This window comes from Methylobacterium sp. WL12 (assembly GCF_008039475.1).
Lineage (GTDB): Bacteria > Pseudomonadota > Alphaproteobacteria > Rhizobiales > Beijerinckiaceae > Methylobacterium > Methylobacterium cerastii.
Window position 1 is genome coordinate 42486 of sequence record NZ_VRUW01000026.1, and the last position, 15705, is coordinate 58190.

At 69.0% G+C, this 15705-nt stretch carries 16 protein-coding genes; 8 read left to right on the forward strand and 8 right to left on the reverse strand.

What is annotated here, in order from left to right; translation table 11 throughout:
* The first annotated feature begins 19 nt into the window (after window positions 1–19).
* The 4 genes from FV226_RS12290 to FV226_RS12305 are packed head-to-tail and all read left to right on the forward strand — an operon-like array spanning window position 20 to window position 4630.
* Window positions 20–625 (forward strand): K(+)-transporting ATPase subunit C, encoded by a 606-nt coding sequence (locus tag FV226_RS12290; RefSeq protein ID WP_147763138.1) that lies wholly within the window; start codon window positions 20–22, stop codon window positions 623–625.
* A gap of 24 nt (window positions 626–649) precedes the next feature.
* Window positions 650–3370 (forward strand): sensor histidine kinase KdpD, encoded by a 2721-nt coding sequence (locus FV226_RS12295; protein ID WP_147763139.1) that lies wholly within the window; start codon window positions 650–652, stop codon window positions 3368–3370.
* Window positions 3367–4062, forward strand: coding sequence for a response regulator transcription factor (locus FV226_RS12300; protein WP_147751748.1), 696 nt, complete (start codon window positions 3367–3369; stop codon window positions 4060–4062). The genes FV226_RS12295 and FV226_RS12300 overlap by 4 nt, the downstream gene beginning before the upstream one ends.
* 58 nt (window positions 4063–4120) lie before the next feature.
* The gene (locus FV226_RS12305) at window positions 4121–4630 is read left to right on the forward strand and encodes a PTS sugar transporter subunit IIA (protein WP_246691582.1); all 510 of its coding nucleotides are present in this window, start codon (window positions 4121–4123) and stop codon (window positions 4628–4630) included.
* Window positions 4631–4823: 193 nt separating this feature from the next.
* On the opposite strand, the gene FV226_RS12310 is transcribed toward FV226_RS12305, so the two are convergent.
* The gene (locus FV226_RS12310) at window positions 4824–6077 is read right to left on the reverse strand and encodes a sodium:proton antiporter (RefSeq protein ID WP_147763140.1); all 1254 of its coding nucleotides are present in this window, start codon (window positions 6075–6077) and stop codon (window positions 4824–4826) included.
* Window positions 6078–6160: 83 nt separating this feature from the next.
* On the opposite strand from FV226_RS12310, the gene FV226_RS12315 reads away from it, so the two are divergent.
* Window positions 6161–7450, forward strand: a complete 1290-nt coding sequence (locus FV226_RS12315) for a DUF2254 domain-containing protein (protein WP_147763141.1) — start codon at window positions 6161–6163, stop codon at window positions 7448–7450.
* On the opposite strand, the gene FV226_RS12320 is transcribed toward FV226_RS12315, so the two are convergent.
* The 6 genes from FV226_RS12320 to FV226_RS12340 form a co-directional block, all read right to left on the reverse strand.
* Entirely contained in the window at window positions 7447–8217 is a 771-nt protein-coding gene (locus FV226_RS12320) for a potassium channel family protein (protein WP_147763142.1), read from the reverse strand. The genes FV226_RS12315 and FV226_RS12320 overlap by 4 nt on opposite strands.
* Window positions 8218–8245: 28 nt before the next feature.
* Window positions 8246–8422, reverse strand: coding sequence for a hypothetical protein (locus FV226_RS27955; RefSeq protein WP_187278747.1), 177 nt, complete (start codon window positions 8420–8422; stop codon window positions 8246–8248).
* A 56-nt stretch (window positions 8423–8478) separates the two neighbouring features.
* Window positions 8479–9630, reverse strand: a complete 1152-nt coding sequence (gene nhaA, locus FV226_RS12325; RefSeq protein WP_246691586.1) for a Na+/H+ antiporter NhaA — start codon at window positions 9628–9630, stop codon at window positions 8479–8481.
* Between the two features lie 404 nt (window positions 9631–10034).
* Entirely contained in the window at window positions 10035–10358 is a 324-nt protein-coding gene (locus tag FV226_RS12330) for a YnfA family protein (RefSeq protein WP_147763144.1), read from the reverse strand.
* 60 nt (window positions 10359–10418) lie between these two features.
* The gene (locus FV226_RS12335; RefSeq protein WP_147763145.1) at window positions 10419–11264 is read right to left on the reverse strand and encodes a fumarylacetoacetate hydrolase family protein; all 846 of its coding nucleotides are present in this window, start codon (window positions 11262–11264) and stop codon (window positions 10419–10421) included.
* A gap of 228 nt (window positions 11265–11492) precedes the next feature.
* Entirely contained in the window at window positions 11493–11726 is a 234-nt protein-coding gene (locus FV226_RS12340) for a hypothetical protein (protein ID WP_246691583.1), read from the reverse strand.
* 214 nt (window positions 11727–11940) lie between these two features.
* Here FV226_RS12340 and FV226_RS12345 point away from each other — a divergent pair, with 214 nt between their 5' ends.
* The 3 genes from FV226_RS12345 (at window position 11941) to FV226_RS12355 (ending at window position 14516) form a co-directional block, all read left to right on the forward strand.
* Entirely contained in the window at window positions 11941–13326 is a 1386-nt protein-coding gene (locus tag FV226_RS12345; RefSeq protein ID WP_147763146.1) for a TAXI family TRAP transporter solute-binding subunit, read from the forward strand.
* Window positions 13327–13521 carry a DUF2934 domain-containing protein gene (locus FV226_RS12350; RefSeq protein ID WP_147763147.1) on the forward strand — a complete coding sequence of 65 codons (195 nt, stop codon included), beginning with the start codon at window positions 13327–13329 and terminating at the stop codon, window positions 13519–13521.
* A 113-nt stretch (window positions 13522–13634) separates the two neighbouring features.
* Window positions 13635–14516, forward strand: coding sequence for a magnesium and cobalt transport protein CorA (locus FV226_RS12355; protein WP_281406039.1), 882 nt, complete (start codon window positions 13635–13637; stop codon window positions 14514–14516).
* 440 nt (window positions 14517–14956) lie between these two features.
* Here FV226_RS12355 and FV226_RS12360 read toward each other — a convergent pair.
* Window positions 14957–15705: cytosine permease (locus FV226_RS12360; protein WP_187278748.1), on the reverse strand; the 749-nt coding region annotated here is incomplete at its 5' end.

Genomic DNA, 15705 nt, shown 5'->3' on the forward strand with positions numbered 1-15705 from the left:
CACCTTTGGGACCATCGTCATGCTGAACCAGCTTCGCCCCGCCCTCGTCCTGCTGATCGCCCTGACGGCCATCACCGGGCTCGCCTACCCCCTCGCGATGACCGGCATCGCGGGGGCGATCTTCCCGGCCAAGGCCGCCGGCAGCCTGATCGAGCGCGACGGCAAGGTCGTCGGCTCCAGCCTGATCGGCCAATCCTTCACCGGCGCCGGATACTTCCACGGTCGCCCCTCGGCCACGAGCGCCGCCGACCCGGCCGACGCCGCCAAGACCGTCCCGTCGCCCTACAACGCCGCGAACTCGTCGGGCTCGAACCTCGGGCCGACGAGCGCCGCCCTAGCCGAGCGGGTCAAGGGCGATCTCGACGCCCTCAAGGCCGAGAACCCCGGTAAGCCCGTCCCGGTCGACCTCGTCACCACCAGCGGCTCGGGCCTCGACCCGGACATCTCGCCGGACGCCGCCCTGTTCCAGGTGCCCCGGGTCGCCAAGGCGCGCAGCCTGCCCGAGGATCGGGTGCGTTCCCTCGTGGAGGCGCAGGTCCAGGGTCGTCTCCTCGGCATCCTCGGCGAGCCCCGCGTCAACGTGCTCGCCCTCAATCTCGCCCTGGACGGTTCGGGGTCGAAGTAGAACCGCCGGATGACAGGCCGCCCCATGTCGACGCCGCATCGCGATCCGGACCGTCCCTCGCCCGACGCCTTGCTGGAGGCCGCGCGTCGGGAGGAAGGCGGACGGGGTCGCCTCAAGATCTTCCTCGGGGCGGCCCCGGGGGTCGGCAAGACCTACGAGATGCTCACCGTCGGGCGCGCGCGGCTCAAGGCCGGCACCGACGTGGTCGTCGGCGTGGTCGAGACGCACGGGCGCGCGGAGACCCTGGCGCTCGTGGAGGGCTTCGAGGTGCTTGGCCGGCGGTCAGTCGCGTACCACGGCACGGCGCTCGACGAGATGGACCTCGACGGATTGCTGGCCCGCAGACCCGCCCTGGCGCTGGTGGACGAGCTCGCCCACACCAACGCGCCGGGCTCGCGCCATCCGAAGCGCTACCAGGACGTCGAGGAACTGCTCGACGCCGGCATCGACGTCTACACCACCCTCAACATCCAGCACGTCGAGAGCCTGAACGACGTCGTCGCGCAGATCACCCGCATCCGGGTGCGCGAGACCGTCCCCGACGGCATCCTCGACCGTGCCGACGACATCGAGGTGGTGGACCTCAACCCCGACGACCTGATCCAGCGCCTCCGGGACGGCAAGGTCTACGTGAAGGGCAACGCCGAGCGCGCCCTCAAGCACTACTTCTCCCGCGGCAACCTGACGGCCCTGCGCGAGTTGGCGCTCCGCCGCACCGCCGACCGGGTCGACGACGAGCTCATCAGCCACATGCGGGCCAACGCCATCGCGGGCCCGTGGGGAGCCGGGGAGCGGGTGCTCGTCTGCGTCAGCGAGGACCCGAACTCCGCCGGCCTCGTGCGCCACGCCAAGCGCCTCGCCGACCGCCTGCACGCGCCGTGGACCGCCATCACAGTGGAAGGCCCGCGCAGCCTGTCCCTCGACGAGGCCGCGCGCGACCGCATCGCCGACACCCTGCGCCTCGCCGACCGGCTGGGCGGGGACGCGGTCACGCTCCCCGGCGGCCGGCGCGTCGCCGACGACATCCTCGCCTTCGCCCGCTCGACCAACGTCAACCACGTCATTCTCGGCAAGGCCGAACGCTCGCCGCTGTTCGAGCTCCTCAACGGCTCGGTGGTGCACGACATCATCCGCCGGTCCGGCAACATCAGCGTGCACGTCATCACCGGCGAGGCCACCAGGGCCGATCCGGTTCCGGCGAAGACGGTCGCGACGGCGGTCGAGAAGCGGCCCGTCGAGATCCTGCCCTACGCCGTCGGGCTCCTCGGCACGGGGGCCGCCCTCGGGCTCGCGCTGCTGGTCGAGCCCTATCTCGGCGTCGAGAACGCCGACCTGATCCTGCTGACCGCCATCGTCGCCGTCGCGGTGCGCTTCGGGCTGGGGCCGTCGCTCGTGGCCGTGGTCGCCGCGTCGCTGGCCTACAATTTCTTCTTCCTGCCGCCGGTCTACACCCTCACCATCGCGGACCCGACCAACATCGCCGCGTTCCTGCTGTTCACGGTGGTGGCGGTGGCGGTCTCGAACCTGGCGTCCCGATCCCGTCGCGAGGCGGTGGTCTCGCATGGCAGGGCGCGGGCCACCGAGCGGCTCTACGGCTTCAGCCGCAAGCTCGCCGGCTGCGCCACCCTCGACGACGTGCTCTGGGCGACCTCCGCCCAGATCGCCGCCATGCTGAGGGTCAGGGTTGTCGTCCTGCTCCCCGATCAGGGAGCGGTCTCCGTCCGGGCGGGCTTCCCGCCCGAGGACACGCTCGACGCGGCCGACCTGGGCGCCGCGAAGTGGACCTTCGACAACGAGCGGCCCGCGGGGCGGGGCGCCGACACGCTGCCGGGGGCCAAGCGGCTGTTCCTGCCCATGCGGACGGGCCGCGGCATCGTCGGCGTGATCGGTCTGGACACCGACGGCACCGGACCGATCCTCTCGCCGGAGAGCCGGCGCCTGTTCGACGCGCTGGCCGACATGGCGGCGCTGGCCATCGAGCGGGTCCGCCTGGTCGAGGACCTCGACCGGGCTGAGCGCGCCGCCGAGACCGACCGGCTGCGCCAGGCCCTGCTCACCTCGATCTCGCACGACCTGCGCACCCCTCTGTCCTCGGTGCTCGGGGCGGCCACGACCCTGCGCGACCTCGACGAGGCCTTGGCCGCAGACGCCAAGAGGGACCTTCTCGACACCATCATCGAGGAATCCGAGCGGCTGAACCGATTCATCGTCAACCTCCTCGACATGACCCGGCTTGAGGCGGGGGCCGTGGCGGCGAGCCTCACGCCGCAGGACGTCGGCGAGACCGTCGACACCGCCCTGCGCCGCTTAGGCTCCATCCTCGCCGGCCATCGGGTCGAACTCGATCTTCCGGCGACCCTGCCGGCCCTGCGCCTCGATCCGGTGCTGTTCGAGCAGGTGCTGGTCAACCTCCTCGACAACGCCGCCAAGTACGCCCCCGAGGGGTCCGCCGTCACCGTCAGGGGCTCGGTCGAGCGTGGGCAGGTCCGCCTCATGGTCCTCGACGAGGGCGATGGCCTGCCCGAGGCGGACGTCGAGCGCGTGTTCGACAAGTTCTACCGCGTCCGGAAGGGCGATAGTGTCCGGGCCGGGACTGGCCTCGGCCTCGCCATCGCACGGGGGTTCGTCGAGGCCATGGGCGGCACCCTGACGGCCGGCAACCGCCGCGACCGCCTCGGGGCCGTCTTCACCATCCTCCTGCCCGTCCCCCCGGCGGGAAACGCCCACGCGGATCTGGCGGCATGAGCATGAACATCCTCGTCATCGACGACGAGCCGCCGATCCGGAAGCTTCTGCGCATGGGCCTTGCGACCCAGGGCTACGAGACCTTCGAGGCACCCAACGCACGCGCCGCGCTGGACGTCCTGTCCCGTGAGACCGTCGACCTGATCATCCTCGACCTCGGGCTGCCCGACATGCGCGGGCACGACCTCCTGCGCCTGATCCGCAAGGACCATCGCGACCTGCCCGTGGTGGTCCTGTCCAGCCGGGACGACGAGGCGGGCAAGGTCGAGGCGCTCGACCTCGGGGCGGACGACTACGTCACCAAGCCCTTCGGCATGGGCGAGCTGCTGGCTCGCATCCGGGCGGCCCTGCGCCACCAGCTCGCGGTCCAGGGCGAGCGCGCCCTGTTCGAGGTCGACGGCCTCAGCGTCGACCTCGTGCGCCGCCTGGTCCGGGTCCGCGGCGAGGAGGTGAAGCTCACGCCGCGCGAGTACGACTTCCTGCGCGTCCTGATTCAGCATGCCGGGAAGGCCTTGACCCACGCCCAACTCATGAGCGAGGTCTCCACCTCGTCCGACCCGCAGTACCTGCGGGTCTACATGCGCCAGCTTCGCCTCAAGCTGGAGGCCGATCCCGAGCGCCCGCGCATCCTCCTGACCGAGACCGGCGTCGGCTATCGCCTACGTGCCCCCGAGGACGAGGCCCGGGCTTGATGGCGTGTTTCGCCGCGCATGATGGTGAACCCTTCGAGATCCTTCCGGACCCGGGCGCTTGAGCGAGCCCCTCGACCCTTACCGCAGTCCCGCGACCGAGCCGACCCGAATGACCATCGACGAGATCCTATCGCCCGACCAAGTCGCCGTCGGGGTCCGCACGGCGAGCAAGGCCGCGCTCCTGGACGACCTGGCGCGCCGGGCCGCCCAGGCGCTCGGCCTCGATGCCGCGTCGCTGCGGACGGCCCTGGAGAAGCGAGAGGGGCTCGGTTCGACCGGGGTCGGGGACGGCATCGCGTTGCCGCACGCCCGGCTGGAGAGCGTCAGGCGCCCGTTCGGATGTTTGATACGCCTGCGCGATGCGGTGGATTTCGACGCCATCGACGAACGGCCGGTGGACCTCGTGTTCCTACTGCTGCTCCCGACCGATGCGCAGGGTTCGCAACTCAATGCCTTGGCCTGCGTCGCCCGCCGGATGCGTGATACCGAGGCGGTGGCGGCTATGCGGGGAGCCCGCGATGCCGGCGCGCTATACGCGAGCATGAGGGACAGCCGGACGGCACAGTGACTGTCTACAGGCTGTTGATCCAACGACACTGGATGCCGTGCACCCTGACCGTCCAGGATGGGTAGGCTTCTGCCGGTCCGCTTCCGGGCGGAAATGCAGAAGAGCGGACTTGTTGCCAGCACCTCACGCTTCTCAAGGGATGTCTGGAAGCTCCGGCTGGCAGTTCGCCTTGGCTGAGAAAAGTCGGTCTCGGTTAGCTCGCTCGAAGGGTCCGCCGCGCCACGAGGCCGAGGGTCGAGCCCTGCACGATGATGGTGAACAGCACCACGGCGTAGGTCGCTGCCAGGATCGCCGGCTTGGCCTCGCTCTCCGGGATTGAGAGCGCCAGCGCTACCGAGATGCCGCCGCGCACACCTGCCCATGTCAGGAACGGCACGTTGCCGAGTGAAAGGTTGCCGCCCCAGCGGAACAGCAGGACGGGCGCCGAGACTGCGACGAGTCGGGCGACCAGCACGATGGGGGCGGCGCAGGCGGCCAGCGCCAGGCCGGCGACCTGGAAACGCAGGACGAGCACCTCCAGGCCGATCAGCAGGAACAGGACCGAGTTCAGCACCTCGTCGATGAGCGTCCACAGAGCCGAGACGTACTTCCGCGTGGTGTCGCTCATCGCGTAGCGCGGGGCACGCTCGCCGATCAGCAGCCCGGCGGCCACCACCGCGAGGGGGCCGCTCGCGCCGAGCTTCTGCGCGATGGCGTAGGTGCCGGTGACGAGCGCCAGGGTAATCAGCACCTCCACGGGGAAGTCGTCGATGGCCTTCATCGCGCGGTAGGCGACGTAGCCGGTGACCACGCCGAGCAGCACGCCACCCCCAGCCTCGTGCACGAGCAGCGTCGCCACCCCGCCGACGCTCGTCGCCTCACCGCCCTTGCCGGACGCGAAAGCAACGAGCACCGTGAACAGCACAATGCCTATACCGTCGTTGAACAGAGCCTCGCCCTGCATCTCGGTTTCGAGGGCTTCCGGCACCTCGACATTCTTCAGCGTGGCCAGTACCGCCACCGGGTCGGTCGGGCTGATGAGGGCGCCGAATACCAGAGCCCAAGCCAGCGGCACCGGGCTGCCGAGCGCCTGTCCCGCCGCCCAGAAGGCCCCGCCGACCAAGGCGGTGGAGATGACGGTCCCGAGTAGCGCGAGGGTAGCGACCGCCATGGCCCGCTCCCGGAGCGCGCGGAGGTCGAGGTTCATGGAGCCCGCGAACAGCAGGAAGGCCAGCATGCCGTTCATGACCACGCCGGTGAAGTCGACTTGGTCAAGGACGCGGGTCAGGTCCTGGTAAAGGTGCTGCGCCGGGAAGGCGACGTCGACGAGCACCAGCGCCAGCGAGGCGAGAAGCCCCATCACCAGCAGGCCGATGCTATGGGGCATGCGCAGGAAGCGGCGGTTCAGCCAGCCGAACAGGGCCGAGAGGGTGAGCAGCAGCGCGGCAAGGTCGAAAATCGAGATCAAGGGTCGTCCTTCCCGGCAGCGGTCTTCCGGAACGCCCCATCGTGCCGGTCGTTGCCGGGCTCGGAAGGGGTCGGTCCACAACGATGAGCGCGCGCGTCAAAGCCTGGCTGGAAATCCTCGGCGACCTGTTCTGGCTCCGGCCGGCCCTCGTCGTCCTCGGCTGCATCCTTCTGGCCCAGTTCGGTGTCTGGCTGGAGACGGCCCACGTCGTCGGATACGACCCTTCCTCGCCGGATGCGAACTGGGGCTATTCCGGCGGGGCCGAAGGCGCGCGGGCGCTGCTCAGTGCCATCGCCTCCTCGAACATCGGGGTCGCCGGCACGACCTTCTCGATCACCATCGCCGCCCTGACCCTGGCCTCCGGCCAGATGGGGCCCCGACTCCTGCGCAACTTCATCCGCGACGGCCGCAACCAGACGGTGCTCGGCATCTTCCTCGGGACCTTCGCCTACGCGCTGATGGTCCTGCGGACGGTGCGCACCGTGGAGGAGGTTCCGTTCGTCCCGCACCTCGCCATCACCGGCGCCCTCCTCCTGGCGCTGGTCGCGGTCGGCACGTTGGTCTGGTTCGTCCACCACATCGCCACGAGCATCAACATCGAGACCGTGGTCGATGCCGTCCAGCAAGACCTGTGCAAGGCCATCGCGACGCATACCCGTGACAAGCCGGGGACCGACCGGCCCGACGATACCCCGACCGGAAGAGCCGTGGCCGCGACTGGCGGTGGCTACGTCCAGGCCCTTGACGAGGAGGCCTTGGCGGACTGGGCCGTCGAGCGCGGGATCAGGGTCACGCTACGGGTACGGCCCGGCGACTACGTGCCGAGCGGCTTCCCCGTCGCGTTCCTGTCGGCGCCGGCCGAGGGCGCCGAGGTCGCCGTCCTCGACGCCGTGACGCTGGGGCGCCGCCCCGCCGCGCTCCAGGATCCCGAATACTCGGTGCGGCAGTTGGTGGAGATCGCGGTCCGGGCGCTCTCGCCCGGCATCAACGACCCGTTCACCGCCGGCAGCGTCGTCGACCATCTCGGCGACGCGCTATGCCGGATAGCCCCGCGGCACCTGCCGACCGGAGTGGTGCCGCGCGAGGGACGCCCGGTGCTGGTCCGTCCGGTCACCGACTACGACGGGCTGTGCGATGCTATGTTCCACATGATCCGCCAAAACGCTGCCGGCTCGGTCCACGTACTCGGTCGGATGCTGGACGTTCTCGCCCGCGTCGCCGAGGTCGAGAGGCGGCCGGACCGTGCGGCTGAGCTTTCCCGGCATGCCGGTCTCGTCATCGCCGCCGCCCGCCGCGACGTGGCGGAGCCGTCCGACCTCGCCGACTTGGAGGAGCGCTACCGGCGGTTCGGCGAGATCGCGGCGGGCGGCTAGTAGGCCCCATCGTCGGGGATGTTCAGGAGGTTGCCGCAGGCCTTGCAGTGCACGGCGTCCGGCTCGTGGCGCTGCAACCCGCAGGCGTTGCATGGGAAACGAACCTTGTAGGGGCGGAACACCACCTGCGCGAGGCGGAAGAACAGCGTCACCCCGCAGATCATCACGAACACGGACAGTAGCCGGCCGCTCGGCCCCGGCAGAGTGATGTCGCCGTAGCCAGTCGTCGTGAGCGACGTGACGGTGAAGTACAGGGCGTCGACTGGCGTCTGGATGGCCGGGTTGTGATCGTGCTGTGTGGCGTAGACGATACCGGTCATCGTGAACACGAAGACCACGAGGTTGGTCGCAGCCAGGATCGCGTCCTCGTTGCGGCGGAACAGGTCGCTGTCCTGCCTCAGCCGCTCCAACAGGTGGTAGGTTCGCAGCAGGCGCAAGGTCCGCAGGATGCGCAGGAAGCCGACGCCCTCGACCAGCACGGGGGCGAGGAACGAGGCCACCGCCACCAGGTCCGTCCAGGTGCTGAGGTGCCGGAACTCGCGCAGCGGCGCTCGGCTGACGAACAGACGGGCCGCGAAGTCCAGCAGCACGCACAGGCCCAGCGCCACGTCGCTGGCGACGATCCAGGGGCTCAGCGGCAGGAATGAGGTGACGACCACGAAGGCGATGGTCGCGACATCGAACACGAGCAGGCCGTAGCGGAAGCGATGCGCGCGTCCGGTATCCTCCTCGTAGAGTTCGCGAAGCGTCGCGGTGAACGTCGTCATCGGTCGAAGGGCCGTAAGGGGCTGGATCTCAGAATTTAAGCATGATGCCGTACCCGGCCATCGCGGCCTCGGCATCCCCTGACAGCCAAGACAGCAGCATCAGGAAGCCCATCCCGAGAAGTAGAACCCCAGTCAGGGCTAGGATGAGATCGGATAGGCGGCCGTCGACGGTGCCGGTACGACGCCTTGGGAACTGACGAGGCATGATGCTTCACCGGGTTCTGGGAGGTCGAGGAAGGCTGATGCGGCCTGGTGCAGCGGCTAGGCATCGGCTGAGGTCTGGGCCGGGCGGGCCGGGGCGAACCGCAGCACCAGTGCACCGGCGGCCATGCAGGCCAGCGAGCCGATCAGCACGCCGACCTTGGTCTCGGCCTCAAGCTCGGGCGCATTTGCGAAGGCGAGCAGACCGATGAACAGGCTCATGGTGAAGCCGACGCCGCAGAGGAGCGAAATCCCGTAGACCTGCCACCATCCGGCATGGGCCGGGCGCTGCGCCAGCCCGAGCTTCACGGCGGCGAAGACGAGCCCGAACACCCCGACCTGCTTGCCCACGAACAGGCCGAGCGCAACGCCGAGCGTCACCGGATCGAGGAGCACCCGCGGCGTAATCCCCGCCAGCGATACGCCCGCGTTGGCGAAACCGAAGACCGGCAGGATCAGGTAGGCCGACCAGGGATGGACCGCGTGCTCCAGGATGTGCAGTGGCGAGGTCGGATCGTCCGGCTTGCCGACGCTCAGGCGCAGCGGGATGGTCAGGGCCAGAAGCACGCCGGCGATAGTCGCGTGGACGCCCGACGCGAGCACGAACACCCAAAGAACGGCGCCGAGCAGCAGGTACGGCCACAGGCGTGCCACGCCAGCCTTGTTGAGCCCGTAGAGCATGGCCAGCGTCAAGGCGGCCCCGCCTAGCATCGGGAGCGACAGGTCGGCGGTGTAGAACAGGGCGATGATCAGCACGGCGCCGAGGTCGTCGATGATGGCGAGGGCCGTCAGGAAGATCTTGAGCGAAACCGGCACTCGCGAGCCGAGCAGCGCTAGAACGCCGAGGGCGAAAGCGATGTCCGTCGCGGCCGGGATGGCCCAGCCCCGCAGCGTCTCGGGCGAGTTCCAGTTGACTGCGGCATAGACGAGCGCAGGGGCGGCCATGCCGCCGAGCGCGGCCAAGCCAGGCAGCACCCGGTCGGGCCAGGTGCGCAGGCGTCCGTCGAGCACCTCGCGCTTGATCTCCAGCCCGACGAGCAGGAAGAACACGGCCATCAGGGCATCGTTGATCCAGTGCAGGACCGACAGCGGGCCGAGATAGGTCTTGAGGGCGGCGAAATAGGTGTCCGCCAGCGGCGAGTTCGCCACCGCCAACGCGAGCGCGGCGCTGGCCATCAGGACGAGACCGCCGCCGGCCTCGCTGACGAGCATATCACGGAACACCGACAGGGGTCGGCGGCGAGGCCGCGGAACGGCACGAGAAGGCGACGACACGGGCGCGGGTCTCCGGCGCTGGCGGCCCGACCAACGCTCGACCTGCCGATCCGACCGACGGACCGCGCACCCACTGCGGCCTATCGCATCGAAATCGAGCAGCCACAACCCACGCCTGGGTGCTTCGCCAACGGGAGCAGGCCGCAAGGGCGACCTTCGCGATGAGACCATCTGGAAGGATGGGATAGGTCGAAAGGCAGTCGTCCGCCGATGGCAGGCTTTGTCTGCTTTTGAGATGTCGGCAGGGGCCGCTCACTGGCTGGGTTGGTTCGAACTCCGCCGCGGTGATGGGGTGGTATCAACGCTCGGATTTGCTTCGAGCGAGCCCTGGGTTGTGCCGGTCACGTTCCGCGTGGTCCGAGGAGGATGACCGCGGCACCGAGGAGGCAGATCGCAGCGCCGCCGACGTCCCATCGGTCGGGGCGGTGCCCCTCGGCCAGCCAGAGCCATAGGATCGACGAGACGATGTAGACGCCGCCGTAGGCCGCGTATGCGCGTCCCGCGCTCTCGCTGTCGACGAGGGTCAGCAGGTAGGCGAACAGGGCGAGCGACGCCATGCCGGGCGCCAGCCACCACGGCGAACGGTCGAGGCGAAGCCACGCCCAGAAGGCGAAGCATCCGGCAATCTCGGCGACCGCGGCGCCGGCGTAGGCGAGAAATGTCATCCCGCCGGCATCCGGCGCCCCACGTCCTTGGTCAAGCCCAGTTGCGAAGCGACCGTCTGGTCAGACGAGGTCGAGGGAAACCGTCCCGAGATCCCCGAAGGATGCGCTGACCCGCTGGCCCGGGACGACCCGCACGAGGCCAGTGCAACTCCCCGTCGTGACGACCTCGCCGGCTTCCAGGCGGCGCCCGCGGCCAGCCAGCCACCGTGCCGTCCAGGCGACGGCGGCGATGGGTGCGCCGAGTGTATCCCCCCCCCACCCCCGGGTGACGGCATGGCCATCGAGGTCGATACGGACCTCGGTCGAGGCGAGGTCGACGGGACGTCCGTCGCGCACCCTGGGCCCGAGCACATGGACGACGTCGAGCCCGAGTTCGGCAGTGGCCGTCGACGCGTTCAGTGGGATGCCATGGGGGACGCGACGTCCGATGATATGCAGTTCGAGATGGCAGGCGAGGCAGGCATCGGCCGCCTCGCGCTCTCCGGCCGGACCTTCCGATACCTCCCCCAGCGGGTGCCCGAGGACAAAGCAGTACCCGGCCCCGACCCCGATGATCCCCCGCGGCAGGAGGAAGGTCGAGCCGTCGTCCAGAAGCGCTCCGCGACGCAGTGGGGCGATCACCGGTTCCGTGCATCCCAGGAGCCGGGCGGTCATCTGGCTGGTGGCGCACTGCGCGTAGCCGACGTGGCCGTCCGCCAGGATGCGCAACGTCGCCTCCTGCACGTCCTCGGCCTCGTCCATTCCGGCCAGGCGGTGGAGGCCTGCGTCGAGGCTCTCACCGCCTGAGCGATGGGCGGACGCGAGGCTCTCCGCGATCCGCTCGATCTCGTCCGGGGCCAACGTCATGATCTGCGGCTTCGGGCGAGTGATGCGCCAAGGCCGTGGTTCTGCCGTGCCGACTGCCATCGCATCCGACGGTCCCCCCTTCGGCGCCCGTGCTCCCGCGTGGCGAAATGCTGGATCAGCGCCATCGCCGGCAATCCGATGCAGAGCGTCGCCACGGTTACGGAGACCGACAGGCCCAGGGCCCACCCGGCGGCGCCACCGAGCACCAGGATGGCCCCCGCCGCCACGTACCGTGCGACGAGGCGGCGGGCACTGCGGGCCCGCAGTCGTTGGGCGCCACCGTTCATCTCAGATCCGGAGTTCGATGCGGTCCGTCGCGATCACGACGGCGTCCGGTCGATGGCCGGTGAGGTCGACCGCGTAGTGGAGCGCGTCGTGCCGCGTGCGGAAGAGCCCGCCGCCCAGGCCGTGGGTCTCTACGGCGACCCAGCGACCCTGCGGGTCCTGGCCGACGACGAAGCTCGTGGTGGGGAATTGCGGGGCCTCGGCGACGATGGCGGGGGCCGGAAGGGGGACGGGCATGGATCGGCTTGGGTTCGCGCGATCCATCGTCGGGACCGCATCCATAACCTGAGCCTGGCCGCATAAAGGTTCGAGCGGGAGACTAGGCCATCCGCATAAGTGTCCCATCAGGATTCGATGCGAAGGCGCGGATCTGCGGCGAAACTCACTCGCAACGGAGCCTCCCGCAGCCCACCTTTGCTTTCGGCGACTAGGCGCCGACGGGGGTAATCGCTTGCGCAAGGTGGGGTCGCCGATCCGGCGGGTGATCTGGCTGTGCTCGCCGCTCCTTGCGCTTGCCGTCGGCGGCCTCGCCTACGCCTACCTCTCGCGCCCGACCACTCTGGTCGTCGCCGTGGCCCCGAACGGAGGCCCGGAACCGGCGTTGATACGGGCCTACGCCGATGCCCTGTCCAAGGGAAAGGCGTCTATCCGCCTGCGGATCGTCCCCTACGGCGGGGTGCGTGAGAGCGCCGAGGCCCTTCAAGACGGCAAGGCCGACCTCGCCGTGGTACGGCCCGACGTGTCGATGCCGCGCAACGGGCTCACCCTGGCGGTCCTGCGCGAGCAGGCGACCTTCGTGGTAGCGCCCCACCAGGCCGGTATCGACGGGTTCCCCGCCCTTTCGGGCAAACGGTTGGGCATCCTCGCGTCCCGGAAGGCGGACCATGCCCTCGTTCGGAGCCTCGTCGAGCGACACGGCCTTGACCTGCGGGCCGACGTTCCGGAGGGCGACGTGCCCGGACGGACCGTGGCCCTCGTCCCGGTCGAGGAGGGCGACTTGGGCCGCTTCCTGTCCGAGGGCCGCATCGCCGCCGTGATCCTGCTGACCACGCCGACGTCGGCGGCCGCCCAACGCATCGTCGGGATCGTCCGGGGTGCGGACGCGAACGGCGAGGCGACGCTGTTCGGCGCGCCCGACGCCGCGTCTACCCTGGCTCGGCTTCCCCGGCTCCAGGCCGTGACCATTCCGGCCGGCCTCTACGACGGGCAGCCGCGCCTCCCCGCCGAGGACGTCCCGACGGTCGGGTCGTCCTACCGCCTCATGGCCCGTTCGACCCTGTCCCGGAGCGTCGCCGCGGAGGTGACCCAGCACCTGTTCGAGATGCGGACGCTCCTATCGGAGTCCGCGCCCGCGGCGGAGGACGTCACGCATCCGGCCTACGACACGACCGTCGGTGCGACCAGCGCACGGCTACCCATCCACCCGGGCGCCATCGACTATTACGAGCGCGAGCAGGAGAGTTTCATCGAGCGCTACGAGAGCTGGATCTACCTGGTCGCCATCCTCGGCGGCGGCCTCGGGTCCGTCGCCGCGTGGCTGCGCCAGCGGGTGGGACGCGTCCGGCGCGAGCGCATCGAGGTCGCGACCCTGCGGTTGCTGGAGATCCGCTCGAACGCCCGGAATGCGACCGACCGCGCCAAGCTGGAGACGATGGCGGGCGAGACCGACGACCTCGCGGCCAGCATCGCCCGCCATGCGATGAGGCGGACGAGCGAGCCCCGCACCCTGGCGGCGGCGACGCTCGCCGTGGATGCGGCGCGGTCCACCATCGCGAGGCGTCTCGGTCGCCCTATGGATGCAGACGCGACAGCGGACCGTTGCGGGGAAGGCGCTTAGATGACCCTGACAAACGACATCACCTTCGAGCGCATCCGCGAACGTGCCTTCGAGCTTTGGGACCGCAACCACAGACCGGAGGGACTCGACATCCGTTTCTGGCTCTTGGCCGAGCGGGAGCTCGGGGTGGAAGCCGCGGACGGGAATGGGCAGGCGCAAGAGGCCGACGCCCGCCGCGATGGGCGTACGTCATGAGCGGTGGCATGGCAGCGAGCGTCGGCGGGGGCGATGCACGGTCACCGGCGTCACTTGCGAAGGCCCCTGCCGCCGATGGTCCTGTCGCCGCCGTCGGGGCCGAGGTCCCGGGCATCGTCGCCTCCGGGGTCTATGCCGGCGGACGCCGGGTCGCGGACATCCGGATCGACGAGGCCGGGGATTGGGCGCGGCGGCCCGGCCACGTCGTCTGGATCGGCCTCTACCAGCCGTCGATGGAACTGCTCGTCGCGGTGCAGGGGCAGTTCGGCCTGCATCGCCTCGCCATTGAGGACGCGCGGCATGCCCACCAGCGCCCCAAGGTTGAACGCTACGGCGACGGCCTCTTCGTGGTCGTGCGTACCGCCCAGCTCATCGAAGCGCGCATCGCGCTAGGCGAGACGCAGATCTTCGTGGGGCGGGGTTATATCGTCACCGTCCGCCACGGAGCTTCGGCCTCGTATGCTCCCGTTCGGGAGAAGACCGAATCCTGCCCGAGGCAACTCGCTCACGGCGAGGACTACATCCTGCACGCCGTCCTCGACTTCATCGTCGACAACTACCGGCCCGTTATGGAGACGGTCATGGCCGAGGTCGAGGCCATCGAGGACCGCGTCCTGAAGCGCGAGTTGCTCCCGACCGAAGTCGAGCGCCTGTACCTGCTACGCCGCGATCTGCTGCGCCTGCGTTCGGCCGTGGTCCCGTTCGTTGAGGTCTGCCGCAAGCTCGAACACGACGACATGGTCGCCATCGACGAGGAGATGCAGCCCCTGTTCCGGGACGTTTCCGATCACCTTCGCGGCGTGCAGGAGGAGATCGACGCGATGCGCGAGGTGCTCGCCTTCGCCTTCGAGGCCAGCCTGATGCTGGGCCAGGCCCAGCAGACGGCCATTACGCGCAAGCTGGCGGCGTGGGCAGCCATCCTGGCGGTGCCGACCGCCATCGCGGGCATCTACGGCATGAACTTCGAGGGCACTCCGGGCCAGAGGTGCGCGTGACGATGGGCGTGCTCGAACATGCCGCATGATAGCACTGGCGAAGAATGCCGTATCCGTCCTGTGATACCGTTCCATCGAAGCCAAGACCGCCCGCAGCAGCGCGAGCACGTGCCTTAGGTCGCGCTAAGTTGCCCCAAGTTGTCGAGTAGCGGTTAGGATTTAACGCTCGGTACCGACTGCACCCGACCCAACCCAGCCGCATGGATTGCCCGGCGTTCTTCCTGAAAGCGGCCATTCGTCGGCCGTCCGGCAACTTCGGCTGAGGGTGGCAAGCGAACTCCGGCCTTGCGTCCGTAAGCGGACGTTCCGCATCCGACCCAACTCTACCGAAGACTGCATTTATAGGTACTCTCCTAAGCAGACATTCATCGGGTCGCAGAGAGTGGAAAGGGGTTTGGCGCCCCCTTTCCATCAACAGTTGGTGGCGAGCACCAAGAAATTCAGGCCGCCGCGCCCGCCGTGCGCGGCACAATAACTGGCGATCTTCCCATCAGCAGGACGTGGAAGGCCGCGCCGAGAACCGCACCAATCAACCAGCCCCAATCGCCGCCGTTCGGTACGATGCCGTAAGCGCCCATAGCAGCGAACCCGATGGAGACGATGCCTGCCCCCACGAGGGCGATGATCGCCTTCCTGTTCCAGCCACCCTCGAAGTAGAGCGAGCCGTTCGGGTCCATCGTGTAGAGATCCTCGATCACCACGTTCTGGCGCTTCACGATGTAATAGTCCGCCACCATGATCCCGAACATCGGTCCGAGGATCGCGCCGAAGACACTCACGAACAGCGTGATTGCCGAAGGACTGGAGACGAAGATCCAAGGGCAGACCATGACCGACAGGATCGAGGTGATGAGTCCCCCCAGTTTGAAATCGATCTTCTCCGGGTGGAGGTTGGCGATGTCGTAGGCCGGGGAAACGAAGTTCGCGACGATGTTGATGCCCATCGTGGCGACGATGAAGGTGATTGATCCCAGGGCCACGACCCATGGATTGCCGATGCGCTCCACGATCTCAATCGGGTCCATGATCGCCTTGCCGAAGACCTGTACGGTACCGGCGGTCACGATCACGGTGATGATCGCGAAGACGATGAAGTTCACCGGCAAGCCGAGGAAATTGCCGATCTTCATCGACCTCTCGTTGCGCGAGAATCGTGCGAAATCGCCGAAGTTCAGGAGCAACGCGGCGA

Coding starts and splice junctions, on each gene's coding strand:
- FV226_RS12290 (WP_147763138.1), top strand. CDS start 20: ATGCTGAACCAGCTTCGCCCCGCCCTCGTCCTGCTGATCGCCCTGACG.
- FV226_RS12295 (WP_147763139.1), top strand. CDS start 650: ATGTCGACGCCGCATCGCGATCCGGACCGTCCCTCGCCCGACGCCTTG.
- FV226_RS12300 (WP_147751748.1), top strand. CDS start 3,367: ATGAGCATGAACATCCTCGTCATCGACGACGAGCCGCCGATCCGGAAG.
- FV226_RS12315 (WP_147763141.1), top strand. CDS start 6,161: ATGAGCGCGCGCGTCAAAGCCTGGCTGGAAATCCTCGGCGACCTGTTC.
- FV226_RS12320 (WP_147763142.1), bottom strand. CDS start 8,217: ATGACGACGTTCACCGCGACGCTTCGCGAACTCTACGAGGAGGATACC.
- FV226_RS27955 (WP_187278747.1), bottom strand. CDS start 8,422: ATGCCTCGTCAGTTCCCAAGGCGTCGTACCGGCACCGTCGACGGCCGC.
- nhaA (WP_246691586.1), bottom strand. CDS start 9,630: ATGCTCGTCAGCGAGGCCGGCGGCGGTCTCGTCCTGATGGCCAGCGCC.
- FV226_RS12330 (WP_147763144.1), bottom strand. CDS start 10,358: ATGACATTTCTCGCCTACGCCGGCGCCGCGGTCGCCGAGATTGCCGGA.
- FV226_RS12335 (WP_147763145.1), bottom strand. CDS start 11,264: ATGGCAGTCGGCACGGCAGAACCACGGCCTTGGCGCATCACTCGCCCG.
- FV226_RS12340 (WP_246691583.1), bottom strand. CDS start 11,726: ATGCCCGTCCCCCTTCCGGCCCCCGCCATCGTCGCCGAGGCCCCGCAA.
- FV226_RS12350 (WP_147763147.1), top strand. CDS start 13,327: ATGACCCTGACAAACGACATCACCTTCGAGCGCATCCGCGAACGTGCC.